Source organism: Caulobacter hibisci (assembly GCF_016135805.1).
Classification (GTDB): Bacteria; Pseudomonadota; Alphaproteobacteria; order Caulobacterales; family Caulobacteraceae; genus Caulobacter; species Caulobacter hibisci.
Window position 1 is genome coordinate 67,774 of the sequence record NZ_JADWOX010000023.1, and the last position, 22,523, is coordinate 90,296.

The 22,523-nt window shown below is 70.1% G+C and carries 13 protein-coding genes and 1 pseudogene; 5 read left to right on the forward strand and 9 right to left on the reverse strand.

Going from position 1 to position 22,523, the window contains the following annotated elements; genetic code table 11:
- Positions 1–128: 128 nt before the first annotated feature.
- A complete protein-coding gene (locus tag I4Q42_RS23200; protein ID WP_198578466.1) occupies positions 129–809 on the reverse strand; it encodes an arylesterase in 681 nt (226 codons plus the stop codon).
- On the reverse strand, positions 796–1,917 hold the full coding sequence (locus tag I4Q42_RS23205; protein WP_232793374.1) for a D-alanyl-D-alanine carboxypeptidase family protein: 1,122 nt from the start codon (positions 1,915–1,917) through the stop codon (positions 796–798). Before I4Q42_RS23205 ends, I4Q42_RS23200 begins: the two co-directional genes overlap by 14 nt.
- Positions 1,918–1,992: 75 nt before the next feature.
- Between I4Q42_RS23205 and I4Q42_RS23210 the strand changes: the two genes are divergently transcribed.
- Both I4Q42_RS23210 and I4Q42_RS23215 read left to right on the forward strand, forming a co-directional pair.
- On the forward strand, positions 1,993–3,075 hold the full coding sequence (locus I4Q42_RS23210; protein ID WP_198578468.1) for a L,D-transpeptidase family protein: 1,083 nt from the start codon (positions 1,993–1,995) through the stop codon (positions 3,073–3,075).
- Positions 3,076–4,257: 1,182 nt separating this feature from the next.
- Entirely contained in the window at positions 4,258–5,709 is a 1,452-nt protein-coding gene (locus tag I4Q42_RS23215) for a carotenoid oxygenase family protein (protein WP_198578469.1), read from the forward strand.
- A 181-nt stretch (positions 5,710–5,890) separates the two neighbouring features.
- Here I4Q42_RS23215 and I4Q42_RS23220 read toward each other — a convergent pair whose 3' ends face one another.
- On the reverse strand, positions 5,891–6,685 hold the full coding sequence (locus I4Q42_RS23220; RefSeq protein ID WP_198578470.1) for a DUF1295 domain-containing protein: 795 nt from the start codon (positions 6,683–6,685) through the stop codon (positions 5,891–5,893).
- A gap of 1 nt (position 6,686) precedes the next feature.
- Entirely contained in the window at positions 6,687–7,904 is a 1,218-nt protein-coding gene (locus I4Q42_RS23225) for an acetyl-CoA acetyltransferase (protein WP_198578471.1), read from the reverse strand.
- A 118-nt stretch (positions 7,905–8,022) separates the two neighbouring features.
- Here I4Q42_RS23225 and I4Q42_RS23230 point away from each other — a divergent pair, with 118 nt between their 5' ends.
- Positions 8,023–8,985 carry a winged helix-turn-helix transcriptional regulator gene (locus tag I4Q42_RS23230; RefSeq protein WP_198578472.1) on the forward strand — a complete coding sequence of 321 codons (963 nt, stop codon included), beginning with the start codon at positions 8,023–8,025 and terminating at the stop codon, positions 8,983–8,985.
- Between the two features lie 122 nt (positions 8,986–9,107).
- Here I4Q42_RS23230 and I4Q42_RS23235 read toward each other — a convergent pair whose 3' ends face one another.
- Genes I4Q42_RS23235 through I4Q42_RS23245 form a run of 3 tightly spaced genes read right to left on the reverse strand, consistent with a single transcriptional unit; the run spans position 9,108 to position 14,811 of the window.
- Complete coding sequence (locus I4Q42_RS23235; RefSeq protein ID WP_198578473.1) at positions 9,108–12,215, reverse strand: efflux RND transporter permease subunit; 3,108 nt, start codon at positions 12,213–12,215, stop codon at positions 9,108–9,110.
- The gene (locus I4Q42_RS23240; RefSeq protein WP_198578474.1) at positions 12,215–13,267 is read right to left on the reverse strand and encodes an efflux RND transporter periplasmic adaptor subunit; all 1,053 of its coding nucleotides are present in this window, start codon (positions 13,265–13,267) and stop codon (positions 12,215–12,217) included. The genes I4Q42_RS23235 and I4Q42_RS23240 overlap by 1 nt, the downstream gene beginning before the upstream one ends.
- A gap of 11 nt (positions 13,268–13,278) precedes the next feature.
- Positions 13,279–14,811 (reverse strand): efflux transporter outer membrane subunit, encoded by a 1,533-nt coding sequence (locus I4Q42_RS23245; RefSeq protein ID WP_198578475.1) that lies wholly within the window; start codon positions 14,809–14,811, stop codon positions 13,279–13,281.
- Positions 14,812–15,064: 253 nt separating this feature from the next.
- On the opposite strand from I4Q42_RS23245, the pseudogene I4Q42_RS23250 reads away from it, so the two are divergent.
- Positions 15,065–18,363: pseudogene (locus I4Q42_RS23250) on the forward strand (TonB-dependent receptor).
- Between the two features lie 279 nt (positions 18,364–18,642).
- On the opposite strand, the gene I4Q42_RS23255 reads toward I4Q42_RS23250, so the two are convergent.
- The gene (locus tag I4Q42_RS23255; protein WP_198578477.1) at positions 18,643–19,614 is read right to left on the reverse strand and encodes a DegT/DnrJ/EryC1/StrS family aminotransferase; all 972 of its coding nucleotides are present in this window, start codon (positions 19,612–19,614) and stop codon (positions 18,643–18,645) included.
- Between the two features lie 247 nt (positions 19,615–19,861).
- Here I4Q42_RS23255 and I4Q42_RS23260 point away from each other — a divergent pair, with 247 nt between their 5' ends.
- A complete protein-coding gene (locus tag I4Q42_RS23260; protein ID WP_198578478.1) occupies positions 19,862–20,734 on the forward strand; it encodes an AraC family transcriptional regulator in 873 nt (290 codons plus the stop codon).
- A 186-nt stretch (positions 20,735–20,920) separates the two neighbouring features.
- On the opposite strand, the gene I4Q42_RS23265 is transcribed toward I4Q42_RS23260, so the two are convergent.
- Positions 20,921–22,465 carry a class I adenylate-forming enzyme family protein gene (locus tag I4Q42_RS23265; RefSeq protein ID WP_198578479.1) on the reverse strand — a complete coding sequence of 515 codons (1,545 nt, stop codon included), beginning with the start codon at positions 22,463–22,465 and terminating at the stop codon, positions 20,921–20,923.
- Positions 22,466–22,523: the final 58 nt, after the last annotated feature.

Below are 22,523 nucleotides of genomic sequence, written 5' to 3' on the forward strand. Positions count from 1 at the left end.
CGACGGATGAGGGGTCTCTCAAACTTCGGACGCCGCGCCCGGTCGATCGGCTGGTTGCGACGGGCAGGACTTTCGACCCCTCACCCGACCTGCTTCGCAGGCCACCCTCTCCCGCAAGGGGAGAGGGATCATTTGATCGCCACCTGCGTCCCCCGCGCCAAGGCCTGGGCCACGACCGGCGCGAGGTTCGCCGCGATCACCCGCGCGCCCTCGGCGTTCGGATGGATGCCGTCGCTCTGCATGTAGCGGCGGGAGCCGCCGATGCCGGCCAGGAGGTTGGGCAACAGGGGGACGGAGAAGTCGCGGGCCAGGTCGGTGTAGACGGCGTTGAAGCGGCGGGCGTAGTCGGCGCCGAGCAGGGCCGGGGCGTTGATCCCGGCCAGGACGGCGGGGATGCGCCGCTCGCGCAGCCGGGTGAGGATGGCGCGCAGGTTGGCGCGGGTCGCTTCGGGCCGCAGGCCTTGCAGCAGGTCGTTGCCGCCCAGGGCCACGACGCAGACGGCGGTGTCGGTTCCCAGGGCGCCTTCGAGGCGGGCGAGACCTCCGGCGCTGGTGTCGCCGTTGCGGCCGGCGGGGCGGACCTGGACCGTCACGCCGCGACTGGCCAGAGCCGCTCGCAGGCGGGCGGGCATGGCCTCGCCCGAGCGGACGCCCAGGCCCGAGGTGATGGAGTCGCCCAGCACGGTGACGATCGGCGGACGCGGCGGCGCGGCCACGCGTGGCGCGGCCAGCGCCGGCCCCGATGAGAGGGCGAAGAGACCGGCCAGGACGTCGCGCCGGCCGGGGAAATGAGCGTCAGCGAACTTCATTCTTCTTAGTTAGTAAGCCTTTCGGGCTGGGTTGAGGCGTGGGCGGCTTCTGATCGAGCGGTTGTGATCCTTCGTGAGGCAGGCTGGAGATCGGCACGCCGGGCAGGGGCGGCTCGCCGGTCCATTCCCAGTGCCAGGGCTCAAACACGTAGTTGACGAAACCGAAGCGGCCGGCGTTGACCACCAGCCAGCGATAGACATCCGACCGGGCCATGAAGCGGCGGTTGTCGTCGGCGCTTGAGTCGGGGCCGTAGCCGGGGGCGGCGGCGATGAACAGGTCGACGGCCAGGCCGGTGCGATGGGCCGAGCAGATGGTGCGGGTGACGCCCTGGCAGTTGTTGTCGCGGGCGCAGCGGGCGGCGTCGGCGGCCGGGTCGCGGAAGCTGGAGAAGATGGTCAGGACGCGCGGGTCGCGGGAAGAGACCACGCCATCCTTGCGGGCCGCCTCGACCATCCGGCGATAGGCGTCGAGCGCGCCCGGACGCAGTTGCGCCGGCTTGCCGCCATAGACCTCGTCCGGCCGCGCCGTGTTCAGGCCCGACGGGGCGGGGGCGTTGGGGCATTCGCCGCGGGCGTTGATGGCCGCGAAGGGGCGGGCCAGGGTCCAGCGCACCCGCATGGCGTCGAACGTGGCGTCGTCGAGAATCCCCGTGGGCGTCAGGCGATGGGCGGCCTGCCAGCCGGCCAGGGCGGCGGCGAAGCGGGTGGTGCCGGGGCCGCAGGCGGTGGCCAGCTCGGCGCCGATGCGCGGGGCGTAGATGGTCCAGCCCACCTCCTGGCGGCCGAACGGGGCCCAGGTGCGGGTGTTGAGGCTTTCCGCATTGGCCTCGGCGGCGCCGGGCGGGGCGACGGCCTCGCAGGTCTCGTCCAGCGGCAGCGTGGCCAGCGGCGCGGCCGGCGGATCGTTGGAGGGCACGTATTGCGGGGCGGCGGCGACCGCCTCGTCGGGGTCGTCTCCGGTCGGGCTCTCGGCCGGAGGCGCGTCCGGAATCAGGAACAGCCAGGCCGCGCCGGCGAGGCAGGCGACCAGCAGCAGGACGAGCAGGAACGCGCCGAACCAGCGTCCGCGACGCCGCTCCTTCGTTCCCTTCCGCCATCGAGGAGCCAAGCGCATCGCCTCCGGAACTTCGCCATGGCTCAAGGCTTGAGACCTGCAAGACGTTCCTCGTGCGTGGAGTATGCGATGCCTTCGACCCTTCGTCTCGCGGCCCTGATGGCCGGCTGCGCCCTGGCGACGGTCGCTTGCTCGCCCGGTGAGCAGAAGGCCAAGGCGCCGTCGGCGGCGACCGCTCCGGCCGCCGCGCCCAAGGCCGCGCCGGTCCAGGCCGACCGCTCGCCCCTGGCCCAGGCGGTGGAGACCGCCGGACCCCAGACAGCGCCGCCGGCCGACCCGACGGCGATCTCACCGGCCCTGGCGCGGGTGCAGGTGCTGCTCGACCGCGCCCGGTTCTCGCCGGGGTCGATCGACGGGGTGACCGGCACGAACCTGAAGCTGGCCATCGAGGCCTTCCAGCAGGCCCGGGGGCTGACCGTCGACGGCGAGGTGACGCCCGATCTGTGGAAGGCGCTGATCGAGGCCGACGGCGGGCCGGTGCTGAGCGACTACGTGATCACCGAGGCGGACGCGGCCGGTCCCTATTCCAAGCTCATCCCCAAGGACGACTACGAGGCGATGGCCAAGCTGCCGGCGCTTTCGTACACGACCCCGCTCGAGGCCCTGGCCGAACGCTTCCACATGGACGAGGCGCTGCTTTCGGCGCTCAATCCGGGCGCCGACTTCGGCAAGGCCGGAACCCGCATCGCCGTGGCGGCCCTGGGTCCGCGCGAGCTGCCGGCCAAGGTGACGCGGATCGACATCGACAAGGGCATCGGCCAGGTGCGGGCCTTCGACGCCCAGGACAACCTGCTGGCCGTCTATCCGGCCACGGTGGGCAGCACCGAGCGTCCGGCCCCGAGCGGCGAGCTGGCCGTCAACACCGTGGCCCCGCGCCCGACCTACACCTACGATCCCTCGCGCCTGACCTTCGGCAAGCCCAAGGGCAAGCTGACCATCAAGGCCGGGCCGAACAATCCGGTCGGCTCGACCTGGATCGACCTGACCAAGGACACCTACGGCATCCACGGCACGCCCGATCCCAAGCTGGTCAACAAGCGCGCCTCGCACGGCTGCGTGCGCCTGACCAACTGGGACGCCGAGCAGTTGGGGGCGGCGGTGGAGAAGGGGGCCAAGGTTAGGTTCCTGGGGGCGGAGGCGCGGGCGGGGTAGGGGCGGATGCTCCGCTCATGAGGAACCTCCCCCTGTGGGGGAGGCGATCGCGCAGCGATCGGAGGGGGGAGTTGGTGCGGAATTTGCCGACGCCTCGGAAGCTGAAAACGTCCCCCCACCGGCCTTCGGCCGCCTCCCCCACGGGGGGGAGGTTCCTTGTCGCTGAACACGCGCTTTCGCGCTCACGCGGTGAACCGCTGAGTTGATTGGAGAGGGCGCGGGGCGTCCGGGCGACGCCCGGATGTGTGAGTTTTAAGTACCGTTTCGACGAAGCTCTGACGCCCCGCGCGATCGTTGGACCTCAGGCCGGGGCGCGCGGGCCTCTTCCGCCCTGTGCCCCTTCCCCATGCAATGCGCCCCGTTTCTTGGCGGCCAGGCGTGCATGCGGCGCGGACCCTCGGACGGGCGGGAGCCCAATCAGGCAAGCCCCCGATGGATGGGTTTACGTCCCCCACCCTCATTTAAGCCGTTCGGCCCTGCTCACGCAGCTCCGGCGGCCCCGCTCGATCGCATCGCCGTCGCACGCTTCGGGCCGGATCCTTGCGCCCTCTCCCTGCGACGGGACAGCTGTGATTATGCGGGCGGTTTGGACGCGTCTGATCCAGGGACGTGAGAAAGTTGTAGGGCTTTGATCGCGCTGGACTCTTTTTCGAGTTCGCCGGGGATAAACGGGCGCCAATCCCCGTCCGCCTCTCTTGTTTCCTTCTCCCAGAGGGAGAAGGTGGCGAGAAGCGCCGGATGAGGGGTTAGGGACCGGAGACGGCGTGCCGGCACGACGGCCAACGGCGTAACCCCTCACCCTCCCAGGCTATCGCCTGGGCCCCTCCCTCTCCCTCTGGGAGAGGGACCCATGTGCGATGTTGCGCCGCAGCGCGTGACCTTGAAATGACAACGTTGTCAGTCTATATCCCCGGCGTCGGGGCAATTCGGCCCTGGCGACGAAAAGACTGGATCTCCCATGCTGAGCCTCATCGCTCTGGCCGTTTCGGCCATCAAGAACCGCGCCGTCCTCTGATTTCGGCCGCGTAAGCGCCCTTTTCAGGCGTCCGAGGAAATGGCCCGCGCGCTCCGGCACGCGGGCCTTTCTTTTGTTTGCACTGCAGCGCACGACGCTGTCTCGAAGAGACTTGCATAACAAGACCATGGGCCTAACCTTCCCGGCGCCAGCCTGGGGAGGACGGCATGAAAGTCGCGCGCCAACCATCGGTCCGAACCTCGCTCGGACATACCGACCATCCGTACATGACCGGCGCCTGGACGCCACAGCACGAGGAGGTCGACGCCGAGGACCTGGTGGTGCTGGAGGGCGCGATCCCGCCCGACCTGGACGGGGTCTATCTGCGCAACACCGAGAATCCGGTGCATGAGCCGCTGGGCCGCTACCACCCGTTCGACGGCGACGGCATTGTGCACCAGATCGACTTCCAGGGCGGCCGGGCGCGATATCGCAACCGGTTCATCCGCACGCGCGGCTTCGAGGCCGAGCAGGAGGCGGGCCAGAGCCTGTGGGGCGGGCTGGCCGACGGGCCGGGCGTGTCGCTGCGGCCTGGCTTCGGCGCCCATGGCGGGCTGAAGGACAGCGCCAGCACCGACATCGTCGTCCATGCCGGCGAGGCGATCGCCACCTTCTACCAGTGCGGCGAGGCCTATCGGCTGGACCCCCTGACCCTGGAGACGCTGGGGCCGGCGGCCTGGGCGCCGATCGACGGGGTGTCGGCCCACGCCAAGGTCGATCCGGCGACCGGGGAGCTGTTGTTCTTCAACTATTCCAAGCACGCGCCCTATCTGCACTATGGCGTGGTCGACCGGAGCGGGCGGCGAACGCTGTACCAGCCGGTGCCGCTGCCCGGACCGCGCCTGCCGCACGACATGGCGTTCAGCGCCAACTGGGCGATCTTCAACGACCTGCCGGTGTTCTGGGACGCGGGGCTGCTGGAGCGGGGCATCCACGCGGTGCGACTGCACAAGGGCGTGCCGTCGCGCTTCGCCCTCGTGCCGCGCGGGGGCGGCGAGCCGCACTGGTTCGAGGCCGCGCCGACCTATGTGCTGCACTTCCTCAACGCCTATGAGGACGGGGACGAGGTGGTGGTCGACGGCTATTTCCAGGAGAACCCGACGCCCAGGCCCCTGGCCGACGCGCCCGAACAATACGCCCACCTGATGGCCTATCTGGACGAGCACAGCTTTCGGCCGAAGCTCCATCGCTGGCGGTTCAACCTGGCGACCGGCGAGACGGTGGAGCAGCGGCTGGACGAGCGGGTGCTGGAGTTTGGCATGTTCAACCAGGCCTATGCCGGCAAGCCCTACCGCTACGCCTATTCGACGACGGCCAAGCCCGGCTGGTTCCTGTTCGACGGCTTCGTCAAGCACGACCTGGTCACCGGCGAGAGCTGGAGCCTGAAGCTGCCGGAGGGCCGCTACGCCAGCGAGGCCCCGTTCGCGGCGCGGCCGGGGGCGGTCGACGAAGACGACGGCTGGCTGGTCAGTTTCATCATCGACGAGACCGCGGGGACGTCTGAGTGCCTGATCGTCGATGCGCGGACGATGGAGGCGGTGTGCCGGGTGGCGCTGCCGCACAAGATCAGCAGCGGGACGCACGCGGTGTGGGCGGGGCGGGGTGAGCTTCGCGGCTAGTCGCGCTCCCAAACTTCCCGTCATTCCCGCCCTTGTGGCGGGAACCCCTCTGTCAGCCGCATGGGCAGAAGGGGCGGATCGCTGGCGATCCGCTTGCCCCTCACGTGAAAGCGGAACCAGGGTTTCCCGCCACAAGGGCGGGAATGACGGGAGTTTTGGGGGCGAGGGCCCCTCCTTCTCCCTATGGGCGAAGGGCGTCCTTGCGTGGAAACCACGGCACGAACCCCGGGGTCCGCGCCACATAGGCCGCGTAGTCCGGACGGGTCTTGGAGAGGTGCCCTTCGGTGGTGGGGACGCCGCTCCAGCGGGTCAGGGTGATGGTCAGCAGGATCGGGCCGGCGATGGAGGCCAGGCCCCAGGGCAGGGCCTCGGCGGCGACCAGGAACAGGCCCCACCAGACGCAGGCGTCGCCGAAATAGTTGGGGTGTCGGGTGTAGCGCCACAGGCCCCTGTCCATCACCTTGCCGGCGTTGGCGGGGTCGGCCTTGAAGCGGACGAGCTGGGCGTCGCCGATGGTCTCGAAAGCGATGCCGAACGCGGCCAGGGCCGCGCCGAGGGCGGCCAGCGGGCCGAGCGGGCCGGCGACCTGGCCCAGCTGGACGGGCAGGGCGACGACGTACTGCATGAGGTATTGCAGGGCGAAGACCAGCAGCAGCGAGGCCTTGGCGAAGCTCCAGCCGCGCGCGGTCTGGGCGTGGCCGAGCATGGCGACATAGCGACGGTCGGCCCCGTGCTTGCGCCAGCGCCAGAACAGGTAGCCGCCCAGGCGCGCGGCCCAGACGGTGCACAGCCCGGTCAGCAGCATGCCGCGCGGCGTGGGCGGGCCTTGCAGGAAGGCGGTCCAGGCGATCAGGGCCATGCCGACGCCCCACCAGGCGTCGATGAAGCTGACGTCGCGGATCTTCAGCGAGACGCCCCAGAGGACGAGGAAGGCCAGGGCCGAGACAACGGCGTCGATCAGCAGGATCTGCGGCATCTCAGGTTCCGATCACCAGGCTGACCGTGGTGGTGGTCGAGCCGCCGATATTGAGGGTCTGGACGGTGCGGGCGCCGTCGACCTGATAGTCGCCCGCCGCGCCCGTCGTCTGCTTGAAGGCGTCGAGCACCATGCGCACGCCGGTCGCGCCGACGGGGTGGCCGGCGCCGATCAGCCCGCCAGACGGATTGATCGGCAGCTTGCCGCCCAGCGCGATGTCGCCGGCCTCGATCGCCTTCCAGGCCTCGCCCGGGGCGGTGAGGCCCAGGTGGTCGATGGCCATGTATTCGGTGACGGCGAAGCAGTCGTGGGTCTCGACGGCGTCGATGTCGGCCAGGGAGACGCCAGCCCGGGCGCGGGCGTCGTCGACGGCGCGGCGCACCTGCGGGAAGACATGGCCGCCTTCGACGCTCTTGGCCAGCTTGCGGTCGAGCGGGATCGGGGCCGAGCGATGGCCCCAGCCCTTGATGCGGGGCAGGCTCTCCAGCGGGATTCCGCGGGCGTCGGCATAGGCCTTGGCGCGTTCGGGCGAGGCCAGGAAGATCACCGCGGTTCCGTCGATGACCTGGCCGCAGTCCTGCTTGCGGGTGCGGCCCTCGACCACTGGATTGGCGACGTCGTCGGCGGTGAAGGCTTCGGGCGGGAAGCGCCAGTCGCGGGTCTGGGCGTTGGGATTGCGGCGGGCGTTGGCGAAGTTGTTTTCCGAGATCGCCATCAGGTGCTCGTAGCGCAGGCCAAAGCGCCGGTCGTAGGCCTCGGCCAGGTCGGAGAAGGCGGCGGGCCACAGGAAGCGGGCGTCCTGGTGTTCATGGCCGGCCCAGGCGGCCGCGCCCAGATGCTCGGCGGCGGTCTGGCCGGGGACGTTGCGCATCTGCTCGATCCCGACCACGCAGGACAGGCCATAGCGCCCGGCCTCGATTTCGGCGGCGGCGGCCAGGACGGCGACGCTGCCCGAGGCGCAGGCGGCCTCGTGGCGCATGGTCGGCAGGCCGTCGAACTCGGGATGGACCAGGCCGAAGAAACCGCCCAGCAGGCCCTGGCCCGCGAACAGCTCGCCGGCGAAATTGCCGACGTGGCCGGTGTCGATGTCGGAAGGAGCGAGGTCGGTGGCGGCAAGTCCCTGCGCCACCGCCTCGCTGAAAGCGTCGGCCAGGCCCCAATCCTGGCGCGACCAGTTCGCGGAGAAGTCACTTTGCCATCCCCCCAGGATGTACACCATGGCTCGTCTCCGCTCCGGCAGGCGAGTTTCCCGTCCCCGCTCTTGTTAGTCTCGTTATAAAAGCGACTTGGCGGCGAAGCAATTGACAGCCGGGTCCGAACGCCATCACGACAGAACGATGTCGCCCGAAAGCCACAGCCCCCGGACCGTCCGCGCCAGCTCGGCGGCGCGGGCGCTGAACCTGATCGGCGACCGCTGGACGCTGATGGCGCTGTACGCGGCCTTCACCGGGGTGAGCCGGTTCGACGGCTTCGTGGCCCAGACCGGCATGGCCCGCTCGCTGCTGACCGACCGGCTGGCGCGGCTGGAGGCGGCCGGCATCCTGGAGCGCCGGCTCTATCAGGCGCGGCCGCCGCGCCACGACTATCACCTGACGGCGATGGGCTGGGGCCTGTTCGACGCGGTGCTGATGGTGCTGCGCTGGGACCAGAAGCGGGTGGGCGTCTCCTCGCACCGGCCGCTGCACGCGACCTGCGGCTGCCCCCTGGTTCCCGAGATGGCCTGCAAGGCCTGCGGCGAGGTGGTGGGCGTGCGTGAGGTTACGATCGCCGAAGGCCCGGGCGCGGGCTTCGATCCGGCCCCGCCGCCGCGCGGCCAGCGCCGCTCGATCGCGGCCGAGCGCGGCGGCGATCCGGCCGTGGAGCGGGCCATCGCCGTGCTTGGCGACCGCTGGACGTCCTATGTGGCGGCGGCGGCTTTCCTGGGCCGGCGGCGGTTTGGCGATTTGCAGGCCGAGCTGAACGTGGCCAGCAACATCCTGTCGGACCGCCTGGGGCGGCTGGTGGCGCTGGGGGTGCTGGAGAAGATCCGCTACCAGGAACGGCCCGAGCGCTGGGAGTACCGCCTGACCGCCGACGGGCGCGAGCTGTTCCCGCTGATCGTGGCGCTGATGGCCTGGGGCGACCGCTGGCTGGCGCGTCCGGAAGGCCCGCCCGAGGTGCTGACCCACGTGTCGTGCGGCCAGCGGCTGGAGGCGGTGGTGCGCTGCTCGGCCTGCGGCGGGGCGGTGGGACCGGAGACGGTGGTCCCACCAAACCCTTCTCCCCTTGCGGGAGAAGGTGGCGGCGAAGCCGTCGGATGAGGGGTTTCTCAGACGCAAAACGCCGCGAAAGCTGATCGGCTTTCGCGGCGTTTCTGTTGGTGCGACCCCTCACCCGACCCCCGCCTTCGCGGGGGCCACCCTCTCCCGCAAGGGGAGAGGGGTTAGAGGCTGTCCCCCGTCGTCGCCGCTTCACGCGGCGTGGTCCAGCGGGCCAGTTTCGGGCTGATCCACTGTTCGAAGTCGTCGATGACCTCGTAGACCACCGGCACCAGCACCAGCGACAGGATGGTCGAGGTGATCAGGCCGCCGATCACGGCCACGGCCATGGGCTGGCGGAACTCCGAGCCTTGGCCGAGGCCGAGCGCGGTGGGCAGCATGCCGGCCATCATGGCCAGGGTGGTCATGACGATCGGGCGGGCCCGTTCGTGGCAGGCGTCGATCAGGGCCTCGCGCTGGCTCATGCCGGCCCGCTCCTGCTCGATGGCGTACTCGACCAGCAGGATCGAGTTCTTGGCCGCCAGGCCCATCAGCATCAGGAAGCCGATCAGCGACGGCATCGACAGCGGCTGGCCACAGACCACCAGGGCCACCAGGGCGCCGCTGATGGCCAGCGGCAGGGCCGAGATGATGGTGATCGGCTTGAAGAAGCTGCGGAACAGCAGCACCAGCACGCCGAACACCAGGCCAACGGCGGCGAGGATGGCCACCGCGAAGCCGGTGAACAGCTCGGTGAAGGCCTCCTGGTCGCCGGCCGAAGCGGGGGCGACGCCGGCCGGCATGTTCTTCATGGTCGGCAGGCTGTTGATCTCGGCCAGGGCCTGGCCGAGCTGGGCGCCGCCGTTGAGGTCGGCCTCGATGGTCAGCTGCCGCTTGCGGCCGAAGCGGTCGATCTTGGCCGGGCCGGCCTGGAAGCTGATGTCGGCGACGCTGTCGAGGCGGGTGATGCCGCCGCTGGCGGTGGGCACCTGCAAGGCGCCGATGGCCGCCAGGTCCGAGCGCGCGCCGCCGGGCAGGCGGATGCGGATCGGGATGCGGCGCTCGCCCTGGGTCATCTTGGCGACGTTGGCGTCGATGTCGCCGACGGTGGCCACGCGGGCGATCGAGGCGATGTCGGCCACCGAAACGCCGAGGCGCGCGGCCTCGTCGGCGCGGGGGCGGATGACGATCTCCGGACCGCTGGGCGGCGAGGACGGCCGCGGGTCGGCGACCGTCTTCAGGCCGCGCATCTCGCGCTCGATCTGGCTGGCGGCCTTGTCGAGGGCCGCCCCGTCGTCCGAGGTGATGATGTTCTGGATGTCGGCCGAGCCCCAGTCGCCCTGCAGGTTGACGCGGGCGTCGGGGATGTCGCGCAGGCTGGCGCGGATCTCCTGCTTGATCTCCGTGACGGTCAGCTTGCGATCGCCCTTGAGGACGACGGTGACGGTGCCGTCGCGGACGTCGGCGCCGCTCTGGCCGCTGAAGCCGCTGGCGATGTTGGAGCCGACCTGGACGAAGACGTGCTCGGTCTCGGGGCGGGCCTTGAAGGTGCGGGTCGCGGCCTGGACCGTGCGGTCCATGTCGGCCACCGTCGCGCCGGGCGGGCCCTGCAGCTTGATGTAGTAGTAGTTGGCGTTGCCGGCCGGCTGGAAGCCAACGGCCAGCACGCCGATCGAGGCCAGGAAGATGGCCCCGGCGATCGAGCCGAGGGTCAGCAGGCCGCCCAGGATGAAGGCGATGATCCGGTGGTCCAGCGCCCAGTCCAGGCTCTTGCGATAGAGGCCCTCGAACGGCTTGCGCTCATGCGGGCGCAGGACGGGCTTCAGGAAGTAGGCGGCCAGCAGCGGGGTCAACAGGCGGGCCACGACCAGCGAGAACAGCACCGAGACGGCGACCGTCAGGCCGAATTCCTTGAAGAACTGGCCGGGGATGCCGGGCATGTAGGACACCGGCACGAACACCGCGACGATGGTGAAGGTGGTGGCCACGACCGCCAGGCCGATGGCGTCGGCGCCCTCCATCGCGGCCGCATAGGGCCGCTGGCCCTTGGCGACGCGTTTCTCGATGTTCTCGATCTCGACGATGGCGTCATCGACGAGGATGCCGATGACCAGGGTCAGGGCCAGCAGGGTGACAACGTTCAGCGAGAAGCCGACCATGCCCATGAAGGCGAAGGTCGGGATCAGCGACACCGGCATGGCGATGGCGGTGATCAGGGTGGCGCGCCACTCGCGCAGGAACAGGAACACCACCAGCGAGGCCAGCAGCATGCCTTCCAGCAGGGTGTGCTTGGTGGCCTCGAAGCTGGCGCGGGTCTCGTCGACCGTAGAATAGATCTTGGTGAAGGTGACGCCGGCGTGCTTTTCGCCCAGGGCGGCCACGGCGGCCTTAACGCGGTCCTCGACCTGGACGTCGCTGGACTCGCGGGTCTTCATCACCTGGAAGGCGACCACCGGCTTGCCGTCGAGACGGGCGAAGCCGCGCTCCTCGCCGGCGCCCTGGCCGACCTCGGCCACGTCGGTCAGCTTCACGTAGCGCGAGCCGACCGGGATGGTGATCTCTTTCAGCTGCTCGAGGGTGTTGGCCGCGCCGAGCACCCGCAGGGTCTGTTCGCGGCCGCCGACCGTGGCCCGGCCGCCGGGGGCGTCGAGGCTGAAATTGGCCAGGGCCTGGTTCAGCTGCGGGGCGGTGACCCCGAAGGCGGCCATGCGGGCCGGGTCGAGGATGACGTTGATCTCGCGCTCGGCGCCGCCGACCCGGGCCACCTGGGCCACGCCCTTTTCGCCTTGCAAGGCGCGGGTGATGGTGTCGTCGACGAACCACGACAGCTCGGCCGTGCTCATGGCCGGGGCCGAGACGGCGAAGGTGATGATCGGGGCGCTGTCGATCTCGAGGCGCTGGACGATCGGCTCGTCGATCTCCTTGGGCAGGCTGGCGCGGGCCTGGTCGACCTTGGAGCGAACCTCGTCGGTGACCTTCTGCAGGTCTTCGCCGAGTTCGAACTCGATGGTGGTGGTCGAGGCGCCCTGGGTCACCGACGAGCGGATCGTCTTGACGTTGGAGATGCCCGAGACCGCGTCCTCGATCGGGCGGGTGACCTGGGTCTCCAGCTCGCCGGGGGCGGCGCCGCTCTGGGTGACCGAGATGGTGACGGCCGGGAAGGTGACGTTCGGGAACTGCTTGACCGGCAGCGACAGGTAGGCGCCGACGCCGGCGATGATCAGGGCGATGAAGACGACCGCGACCGGGATCGGGTTGCGGATCGACCAGGCTGAGATGCGAAGGTCGGCCATCAGTTGGCGGCCTTGACCGGCTGGGGTTTCACCAGGTCGCCGTCGCCGGCGAAGGCGGCCGAGCCGATGATGACGCGGGTGCCCGCGGCGGGACCCTGGACCAGCTCGACCCAGCCGCCGCCGCGGCGGCCGGTGCGGACCGGCGCCTGGTGGGCACGGTTCTGGGCGTCGACGGTGACCACCGACAGGCCTTCGGCGTCGTAGCGGATCGCCGTTTCCGGCACGGCCGTGACCGCCGCGCCGCCGGCGCCGAAGGTCACCTTGCCGAAGCCGCCGGCCCGCAGGTCCTCGCGCACCGGCAGGCGGATGCGGACCTTGCCGAGACGGGTGTCGGCGTTGACGCGCGGGCTAACCAGGCGGATCGCGCCCGAGACCTGCTGGCCACCGGGCAGGGTGACCGTGGCCGGCTGGCCGACCGACAGGCCCGCCAGGTCGCTTTCGTTGACGTCGGCTTCCAGCTCCACCAGGCCGTCGCGGACGATGCGGAACCAGGCCGTCGTGCCGCTGCCGGCGATCTCTCCCGGCTTGACGCCGCGTTCGATGACCCGGCCGCCGACGGGGGCGACGATGGTCAGGCGGCCCTGGCGGGTCTGGAGTTCGGCCAGCGCCGCGGCCTGGGCCTTGGCGTTGTAGCGGCGGCTTTCGATCTGCTCCTGGCTGAGCACGCCCTGGCCGTCGAGGCCCGAGACGCGGGCGGCTTCGGCCTGGGCCTGGGCGGCGACGGCGGCCTGCTGGCCGATCTGGGCGCCCAGCAGCGTGGTGTCGAGCTGGACCAGGGGCTGGCCGGCGCGCACCCAGTCGCCTTCGTCGGCATAGATGCGGGCGACGCGGTAGCCCGAAAGCTCGGAGCCGACCACGGCCTCGTCACGGGCGACCAGCAGGCCCGAGGCCTCGATGCCGCCGCCGAGGGCGCGGGTCTCGATCTGGCCGACGCTGACGGCGCGGGCCGTGCTGGCGGGGGCGGCCTTCTTGTCGTCCTTGCCGCCGCAGGCGCTGAGGACCAGGGCGGAGGCGGTCAGCAGGGCGAGCGCGCGGGCGGCGATCATCGTCATGTGCGGGGTTCTCATCGCGAGGCGCGGTCGGAAGATTTGGGCGGAAGCGGCGCGGGGGCGTTCGGCGACCAGCCGCCGCCGAGCGCCTTGTAGGTCTGGACGGCGCGTTGCAGGGCCTGGGTCTGGGCGCCGGTCAGGGCGCTGCGGGCGCTGCGCCAGGTCTGTTCGTTCTGCAGGTTGGTCGTCAGGTCGACCAGGCCCAGGCCGTAGCCCTTGCGGCTGGCGGCGTAGGCGTTGGCGGCGCGGGCCTCGCCGGCCTTCAGCAGGGCGACGCGGCGATTGTCGGAGGCCAGCTGGGCCATGGCGTTCTCGGCCTCGCCATAGGCGGTCTGGACCGATTTCTCGTAGGCGACGGCGGCCTGCTCGGTGCGGGCGTCCTGGGCGTCGATCTCGGCCAGCAGCTGCGGGATGTTGAGCAGCGGGACCGAGACGTTGCCGCCGAGGGTCCAGGAGCGGGTTGTGGTCGAGGTCGTGCCGCCAGTGGAATTGGGATTGGTGGTAGTCGCAATCGGGAAGGCCGGCGAGACGCTCTTGGCCCAGCCGACGCCGGGGGCCAGGGTGAAGGTCGGGAACAGGGCCAGCTGGTTGACCTTGAGGTTGCCGGCCGCTGAGGCCAGGCGGGCCTGGGCCTCGCGCACGTCGGGGCGACGGGCCAGCAGTTCGCCAGGCACGGCGGCGGGGACCGGCGGCGGCGCGGCCAGGGCGGCCTCGACGTCGAGGCTGGCCAGCGGGTCGATCCCGCGCCCGACCAGGATCAGCAGGCTGCGGCGGGTGGCTTGAAGCTGGGCCTCCAGGTCGGCGGCCTGGGCTTCGGACTGGGCCAGGGTGGCGGCGGCGCTGTCGGCCTCTGACCCGGCCGACAGGCCCAGCCTGGCCTTCTTGGTCGCCAGGTCGCCGAGCGACTGGCTGATCCGGGCGCTCTCGCGGGCGTCGGCCAGCTGTACGGCCAGGCCCTTGGCCTCGAAATAGGACTGGGCGACGTTGGCGGCCAGGGCGGCGCGGGCGCCTTCATAGGCGAAGCGGGCGGCGGCCAGGTCGTTGTTGACCACCTGCAGGCCGGCCTTGCGGCGACCCAGATAGTCCAGCTCCCACGAGACGTCGAAATTGGCGCTGTAGCTGTCGGCGTCGCCGCCGAGGGTGAAGCTGGTCCCACCGCTCTGGTCCAGGACGTCGGTGTGCTTGCGGCTGGCCGCGCCCTTCAGTTGGCCCGACGGGATGAACAGCTGGCGGATGTTGCTCTTGCGGACGGCGCGGGCCTCTTCCAGCACGGCGGCGGCGCTGCGGGCGTCGGGGCTGCGCTCCAGGGCGGTGAGGATCAGGGCGTCGAGCTGCGGATCGTTGAACTGGGTCCACCAGCGATCGAGGCCGGCGGCGGGCAGGGGCGTTCCGGCGGGCGCCTCGAAGGCGGCGGGCAGGCGGGTGTCGGGCGTGCGCGGGGCTGTGGTGTTGCAGCCGGCCAGAGCCAGGACGGCCAGGCTGGCGCCTGCCAGCGCCGGAAGGCGCAGGCGCGAGCGTCGGCCGTTCGCGGTCGCGTCGAAACTCATCTGGAACTCACCCCACTGTCGGACAACCGACCCATAACGGCCAGACTGGACCGTCGTTCGCTCAATTAGAGCGGCAACTCACAGGAAAAAAGCCTGTCTCGCCGCTGTGCGGCCGGATTCGCCCAAGGTTGCGGTCACTACGTAGCTGACAACGCTGCTTTTGGCATGGGCGGCGCCGAAATCCGTCAGCTGACCGTCAACCGGCCGCGACGCTCCCGCACAGAGATTTCCGCACCGTCAGCTTGCTCCAAGAGTGCAGGCTGTTGCGTTTTTGAAAAACATACTCAATCATCGAAACAGTCGTTCGACTCTCGGCCGCGAGGCGGCTCGCCCTGGGGTCGAGTAGTGAAAATAGCTTTGCGTACAAAGTATCCGGCGAGAGGGGAATCCCAAGGTGTCGGCGTCTAGGTTCGCATCTCCAATTTTCGAAATGCGCGAAGGCGAGGCGGCGGGCGACCGTGCGCGGCCTTGGCGCGTGGAGGCGTACCCCGACCTCTAGAGAGATCCGTCCTCGCCCAAGCGCTCCGAAAAAAGAAGAGAGACCGGGAGAGGGAAATGACCAGGAAGACCTATCTGCGCGCGGGCTCGGCCTGCGCGCTGGCGGCGGCGCTCGGCGTCGCCGGGACGGCAAGGGCCCAGCAGGCTGAATCCACTCAGGTCGAGGAGGTGGTGGTCACCGGCTCCTTCATCCGCGGCACGCCCGAGGACGCGGCCCTGCCGGTCGACGTCATCGGATCCGAGGAGCTGCAGAAGCGGGGTTCGCCCTCGACCGTCGAGCTGATCAAGTCGCTGTCGGTGTCGAGCGGGGTTCTGGGCGACACCAACCAGTTCGACAGCCGGGCCCAGGGCTCGGAAGGCTCGGGCTCGGTGAACCTGCGGGGCCTGGGCTCGCAGCGGACCCTGGTGCTGCTGAACGGCCGGCGCCTGGCGATCAACCCGTTGGCCTCGGCCGGGGCCGGCATCGTCGACACCAACATCATCCCCGCCGCCGCCATCGGCCGGCTGGAAGTGCTGAAGGACGGGGCGGCGGCGACCTATGGCTCGGACGCCATCGCCGGCGTGGTCAACTTCATCACCAAGAAGAACGTCGACGGGCTGGAGGTCGGGGCCGACTACCGGGCCATCGACGGCTCGGACGGCGACTACGGCCTGAACCTGACCTACGGCAAGCAGTGGGATCACGGCGACATGCTGGTCAGCGTCGGCTGGCAGCACCGCTCCAAGCTCAGCGTCGCCCAGCGCGATTGGGCCAATCGCGGCTATCTCGACAATCCCGAAGCCGGCTGGTCGGCGGCGGGCAATCCCTCGACCTTCATCCCGGCCGCCAGCCCGACCAACGCCCTGCGCGACCCGGCCTGCGCGGGCCTCGGCGGCTTTCCCGGCTTCAGCGGCCTGACGCCGGTCTGCTACTGGCACTACACGCCGTTCGACAACCTGGTGGAAAAGTCCAACGCCGTGCAGGTCTACGGCGAGATCAACGCCGAGCTTTCCGACACCACCAAGTTCCATGTCGAAGCCCTGTGGTCCCATACCGACACGCCCGACTGGAACACCTCGCCCTCGTACGCGGCCCTGGCCGTGCCGACCTCGGAAGTGGCCGCCGCCCCGACCCTGGTCGGGCGCTACTACGTGCCGGCGACCAATCCGGGCCTGATCGCCTTCATGGCCGCCAATCCGACCGTGACCCTGACCGGCCTGGGGACCGGCGCCCAGACCACCGTGCCCAGCAGCATCTTCGCCTTCGGGGCGATCAACGCCGCCAACCGGCCCTACGGCCTGGGCGGCAACCCGGCCTTCGGCTACGGCCCGTCGATCGGCTCGCGTTCGTTCGACGCCTACCGCGTCTCGGCCGACCTGAAGGGCGAGTTCGGCAACGGGATCGGCTGGGAGGCGGCGGTGACCTATTCCCAGGAGGTCGGCATCCGCACCGGCTACGACACCCTGGTCAACCGCTTCGCCCTGGCGCTGCGCGGGCTGGGCGGACCCAACTGCGACACCGACCCGAACACGGCGGGGGTGCAGGGCACGCCGGGCGTCGGCGGCTGCCTGTATTACAACCCCTTCGCCAGCGCGATCCCGGGCAACGCCATCACCGGCGTGGCCAACCCCGGCTACGTCTCCGGCCTGGCCAACAGCAAGGAACTGACCGACTGGTTCTTCAAGAAGCTGACGACCAAGCAGACCTCGCGCCTGTTCGTGGCCGAGGCGGTGCTGAACGGCAAGACGGCCATCACCCTGCCGGGCGGCGACATAGCCTGGGCGGCGGGCGTGCAGTACCGACGGACCTACTTCACCTCGACCTTCAACGACATCAGCAACGCCCTGATCAATCCGTGCATCAACACCCCGGACTATGGGGTGACCAGCTGCATCGGATCGGCGCGGAACGGGCCGTTCATGTTCCTGGGCGTCAACACGCCGGCCGATAACCAGAGCGACGTGATCGCGACCTTCGGCGAGCTCAGCCTGCCGATCACCGAGACGGTGCAGGCCCAGCTGGCGGCGCGCTACGAGGACTATGGCGGGGCGGTGGGCTCGACCTTCAACCCCAAGGCCTCGGTGCGCTGGCAGGCCTTGCCGTGGATGGCGGTGCGGGCCTCGGCCGGCTCGACCTTCCGCGGACCGCCAGACCCGCTGACCACCACGACCTCGGTGACCTCGCTGCAAGGGATCCTGGGCGTGTTCCGGGCGGTCGACATCTTCGGCAATCCGGACCTGAAGCCCGAAAAGGCCAATACCTACAATTTCGGCCTGCTGTTCAAGGCCGGCGCCTTCAAGGCCAGCGTCGACTACTTCCGGTTCGACTTCAAAAACCCGATCGTGGCCGAGCCGGTGGCCGGCATCACCAGCGCGCTCTATCCGAACGGCGCGGCGGGGACCAACAACTGCGGAAACAGCGCCTATGCCGCGCTACAGGCCCGCTTCACCTTCAACGGCGCGTGCGGCACGCCGACCACCAGCATCGCGCGGCTGAAGACCTTCTATATCAATGGCGCGCCGATCGAGAATTCGGGCTTCGACGTCTCGGCCGACTACGCCTTCCAGGGCGTGCTGGGCGGCGAGCTGAGCGTCGGCGGCAACGCGACCTACGTCCAGAAGTACGAGGTGGGGGCGACCACGGTCGAGGGCGTGGTGGTCGAGAAGGCCTTCGACGCCGTGGGCCTGCTGAACTACCAGACCACCGTGGTGCCGATCCCGCAGTGGAAGGGCGACGTCTTCGCCGAGTGGAGCCGGGGCGATCATAACCTGCGCCTGACGGTGCACTATATCGGCAAGTACACCGACCAGCGCACGGCGCCCTTCGCGACCGGGGCCTACAAGGACACGACCGGCGCGGCGGTGACGGTGGCCAACGGCAAGACCATCGACGCCCAGGTGCTGACCGACCTGGCCTATCGGGTGATCCTGCCGCGGGATGCGACGGCGACGGTGGCGATCACCAACCTGTTCGACAAGGACCCGTCCTACGCCCGGCTCGACCTTGGCTACGACCCGTTCACCGGCGATCCGCTGGGCCGGACCTACAAGCTGAGCCTGCGTAAGAAGTTCTAGCCTTCTGCTCGAGATCCCCGCCTCGGGGAACTGCGGCGATCGGCTGTTTCCTCCAGCGGGTCGTCGTTCTAGGCCGGAGCCCGCTTGGCCGCCCCCCGCGTCAGGCAGGTTCCGGCCTTTCTGTTGGCCGCGACATTTTCTTGGAAGTCATCGCCCGACTTGTTCGGGCGACCCAAGCGGCGGATCAGGTTGTGGCTGGGTCAGCTTGGGTCGCCCGCATGAAGCGGGCGATGACTTTGAAAAAGAGAGCGCAAAGCTCCCTTCGAAAAGAAGGTTTTCTCAGACCTGCGCCACGGCCCGCCGAACCGCTTCGGCCAGATCATCCAGGTCGGCGATGTCGAGGTCGGCGGCGAAGGGCAGGCCCAGCATCTTGCCGGCCAGGTGGTCGACGACCGGCACGGCGTCGGCGGCCGCCTCGGGGTCGCGCACGCCTACGCAGGTGACGAAGCGGCCTTCGACGGCCAGCAGGGCGGCGACGGCCGGGGCGCAGCCCTCGGCGACGCTGACGACGCAGGCGCTCGACACCCACGACAGGCCCCAGCCGGGCTGGAACTGGATCGGCGAGCCGAGCAGCAGCATGCGCAGGCGCTGGGCGTTGGTGGCAAGCTGCTGGCGCTTCAGGGCCCAGCCGGCCAGGCCCGCGTCGCCTTCGAAGACCGGGGCGGTCAGGCGGGCGATCAGCGCGGCGTCCTCGGCGGCGACGAACACGCCGTCTCCGCCGGGCAGGCCGACGACCACCGGCACCGGGGCGTCCATGATCACGTCGTAGCCGAAGGTGGCGTCGATGACGATCGGCAGGCCGGTCTCGACCTGGAAGGCGGCGAGGGCGGCCAGGTCCGGCGCGCGGCCGAAGGCGCAGGTGGTGACGATGGCTTCCAGCGGGCAGGGGGCCTCGGCGAGGCGCTCGCGCAGGTGGGCGGTGTCGACCATCCAGGTGAAGGGATCCACGTCGACCAGCCACGGCGTCAGGCCAGCGGCGGCGACGCCTTCGAGGGTCTCGCGGTTGGCCAGGGCCGAGACGATGCAGACGCCGCCGGGACGGGCGCCCTGGGCGGCCAGGAGGTCGGCGGTGGCGGTGGCGCGGTCGGCGGCGGCGCGGACGGCGGTGGGACGGGAGAAGCGCTGGGCCAGGCGCCCGTTCAGGGCGCCGTTCGGGGCCAGGGCGCGGCTGACGGCGTCGAAATCGATCGGCGCGTCGGAGGCGGGAACGCTCGGCTGCGACGCCAGGACGGCGGCGGTGAGAAAGGGCATGCGATACGCTTCCGAGAACCCGGCGCCCCGACGACGCCTGATGGTTAACTGACCGTATCGAGTGACTCGGCAGGCCCCGATGCGGCGCGCCGTCGCGGCGTAGAGTGTGGATTTTCCGGGTTTTTCGCGTAATCGGCGAAGGGGCTCTTCCAAAGGTGGAAGATCCGCCGCGCCAAAGACCGCAAGATCGGTCGAGCGTGCGACGGCGGGTCGCGCCAGGTTGGGATCGTCACGACGGACGAGGATGATGACGACGGCGCTCGACCACTATCAGGCCCGGATGCAGCGGGTGTTGGCCCATATAGACCAGCATCTGGACGGCGATCTGGACCTGGAGGCGGTGAGCAGCGTCGCGGCGTTCTCCAAGTTCCACTTCCATCGGCAGTTCAAGGCGACCTTCGGGGTGTCGCTGCATCGCTACGTCCAGCTGGCCCGCTTGCGGCGGGCCTCGAAACGGCTGGCCGACGGGCAGGGACCCAGCGTCACCGACATCGCGCTCGAGGCCGGTTACGAGGCGCCCGACGCCTTCGCCCGCGCCTTCCGGCAGAGGTTTTCGCAGTCGCCGTCGGATTTCAGGAAAGCGCCCGACTGGGCGCCGTGGCTCGCGGCCTTCGGGCCGCTCAACGCAGCCAGGAGCAGGATCATGCAGACGACCTTCAACCCAGACCAGGTGACCATCCGCGAGGTGGCGCCGACACGCGTGGCGATCTTCGAGCACCGGGGAGACCCCGACACCCAGGACGCGACCATCCAGCGGTTCATCGCCTGGCGCAAAGGCGCGGGGCTGTCGCCGCGCACCAACCCGACCTTCAACATCTGGCATTCCGAGCGCCGTCCGGCCGATCCGGCCGACTACCGCATGGATCTCTGCGTCGGCTTGCTGGACGACCGGCCGGTCGAGGAGGGGGCCAAGGCGGGCGAGATCCCCGGCGGGCGCTGCGCGGTGCTGCGGGTGACCGGCGACACCCACAACCTGGAGCCCGCGGCGCTCTATCTCTACCGGGACTGGCTGCCCGCCAGCGGCGAGGAGATGCGCGACTTCCCCATCTACTGCCAGCGTTTCTTCCTGGACGAGCCGGAGTTGGGGACGGCGGCGGAGCTGTTTCTGCCGTTGAGGTAGAGAGCGCTTTTTGATCCCTCTCTCTAAGAGAGAGGGAGGGACCCGCGCCGCAAGGCGTGGGAGGGTGAGAGGTGACAAACTCGCCGGATGAGGCGCGGCGGTTTTGGGTTTACCTGCCGACGGTGAAACCCCTCACCCTCCCACCGCTGCGCGGCGGGCCCCTCCCTCTCCCTATGGAAGAGGGCTTTATCGAGCCGTCCACCCGTCGCGCAGTTCGCGCTTGAGCACCTTGCCGATGTGGCTGCGGGGCAGGGCGTCGACGAGGACGAGGTCGGAGAGGCGCTGGGTCTTGCCCAGGCGCGCGTTGGCGAAGGCGCGGAGGGTTTCGGGCTGGGCCGCGACGCCCGGCCGCAGGGCGACGAAGGCCACCGGCGTCTCGCCCCAGGCGTCGGACGGCACGCCGACCACGGCGGCCTCCAGCACGTCGGGGTGGGCGGCGATCACCGCCTCCAGATCGCTGGGATAGATGTTGAAGCCGCCGCTGATGATCATGTCCTTCTTGCGGTCCATAAGCGTCAGGAAGCCTTCGGCGTCGAAGCGGCCGACGTCGCCGGTGCGGATGAAGGACAGGCCTTCGGGCGAGGTCCAGGTGGCCTCGGCGGTCTTGCCGGGCTGGCCGTGATAGCCGTTCATCATGCCGGCCGAGCGGCCGACGATCTCGCCGACGACGCCGGGACCGACCTGCGCGCCGTCCTCGTCGATCAGGCGGATGTCGTGGCCGGGGGCGGGCTGGCCGACGGTGTGCAGCTTGTCGGGGTGCTCGTGGGCCATGAGGATGCAGGTGCCGCCGCCCTCGGTCATGCCGAAATATTCGACCAGGCCGCCGGGCCAGCGCTTCAGAACCTCGGCTTTCAGCTCCGGGGCGAACGGGGCGCTGGTGCAGAACTTCAGCCGGGTGGTCGACAGGTCGAAGCTGTCGAAGTCCGGGTGGGCCATCAGCCGGCGGTACTGCACCGGCACCAGCATGGCGTGGGTCATGCGGCGGTGCTGGGCCAGTTCCAGGAAACGGCCGGCGTCGAACTTCCTCATCAGCACCACCGTCCCCCCGCCCGCCAGGGTCGGGAAGAAGCAGACCAGGGTGGTGTTGGAATAGAGCGGGGTCGACAGCAGGGTCACCGCGTCGGCGCCATAGCCGACGGCGTCGCCGCGGAAGACGTGCTTCCAGCGCATGCCGTGCGACTGGACGATGCCCTTGGGCGCGCCGGTGGTGCCGCTGGAATAGATGATGTTGAACGGATGCTCGGGGCCGATCTCGACCGGCGTCGGCGCGGCGCCTTCGGGGGCGAGCCAGGCGTCGAAGGCTTCGCCGGCGGTCGAGCCGTCCAGGGCGATGGTGCGGGCGACGACGGGGGCGGGCTTTTGCGCCTGCGCCACGCCGGCGTCGATGAAGAACAGTTTCGCGCCGCTGTCGGCGACCATGCCGGCTATGGCCTCGGGCGTGGAGGAGGGGGCCAGCGGCGCGACCGCGACCCCGGCCCGCAGGCCGCCGAGAAACAGCGCCGCATAGGGGATCGAGGACAGGGCGCAGACGGCGACGGCCTCGCCCGGTGCGATCCCGTCGCGCTGCAGGGCGGCGGCGACGCGGTCGGCCAGGGCGTCGAAGGCGGCGTAGGTGATGGTCTCGCCGGTTTCCATGATCACGGCGGGGCGGGCGGGGGCTTCGGCGGCCCGTTCGCGGAGGATGTCGCCCATCACGCCGTAGTCGGCGGCGATCATGGAGGGGATGGTCATGGGACTCCTCGTGCTTGGCAGGGGCCGGCGCTGGATCTGGCGCTGCTCGGCGAAGTAG

Excerpts from the sequence above, each read along its gene's own strand:
- I4Q42_RS23200 (WP_198578466.1), bottom strand. The coding sequence starts at position 809 with ATGAAGTTCGCTGACGCTCATTTCCCCGGCCGGCGCGACGTCCTGGCC.
- I4Q42_RS23210 (WP_198578468.1), top strand. The coding sequence starts at position 1,993 with ATGCCTTCGACCCTTCGTCTCGCGGCCCTGATGGCCGGCTGCGCCCTG.
- I4Q42_RS23215 (WP_198578469.1), top strand. The coding sequence starts at position 4,258 with ATGAAAGTCGCGCGCCAACCATCGGTCCGAACCTCGCTCGGACATACC.
- I4Q42_RS23220 (WP_198578470.1), bottom strand. The coding sequence starts at position 6,685 with ATGCCGCAGATCCTGCTGATCGACGCCGTTGTCTCGGCCCTGGCCTTC.
- I4Q42_RS23225 (WP_198578471.1), bottom strand. The coding sequence starts at position 7,904 with ATGGTGTACATCCTGGGGGGATGGCAAAGTGACTTCTCCGCGAACTGG.
- I4Q42_RS23230 (WP_198578472.1), top strand. The coding sequence starts at position 8,023 with ATGTCGCCCGAAAGCCACAGCCCCCGGACCGTCCGCGCCAGCTCGGCG.
- I4Q42_RS23235 (WP_198578473.1), bottom strand. The coding sequence starts at position 12,215 with ATGGCCGACCTTCGCATCTCAGCCTGGTCGATCCGCAACCCGATCCCG.
- I4Q42_RS23240 (WP_198578474.1), bottom strand. The coding sequence starts at position 13,267 with ATGACGATGATCGCCGCCCGCGCGCTCGCCCTGCTGACCGCCTCCGCC.
- I4Q42_RS23245 (WP_198578475.1), bottom strand. The coding sequence starts at position 14,811 with ATGAGTTTCGACGCGACCGCGAACGGCCGACGCTCGCGCCTGCGCCTT.
- I4Q42_RS23255 (WP_198578477.1), bottom strand. The coding sequence starts at position 19,614 with ATGCCCTTTCTCACCGCCGCCGTCCTGGCGTCGCAGCCGAGCGTTCCC.
- I4Q42_RS23260 (WP_198578478.1), top strand. The coding sequence starts at position 19,862 with ATGACGACGGCGCTCGACCACTATCAGGCCCGGATGCAGCGGGTGTTG.
- I4Q42_RS23265 (WP_198578479.1), bottom strand. The coding sequence starts at position 22,465 with ATGACCATCCCCTCCATGATCGCCGCCGACTACGGCGTGATGGGCGAC.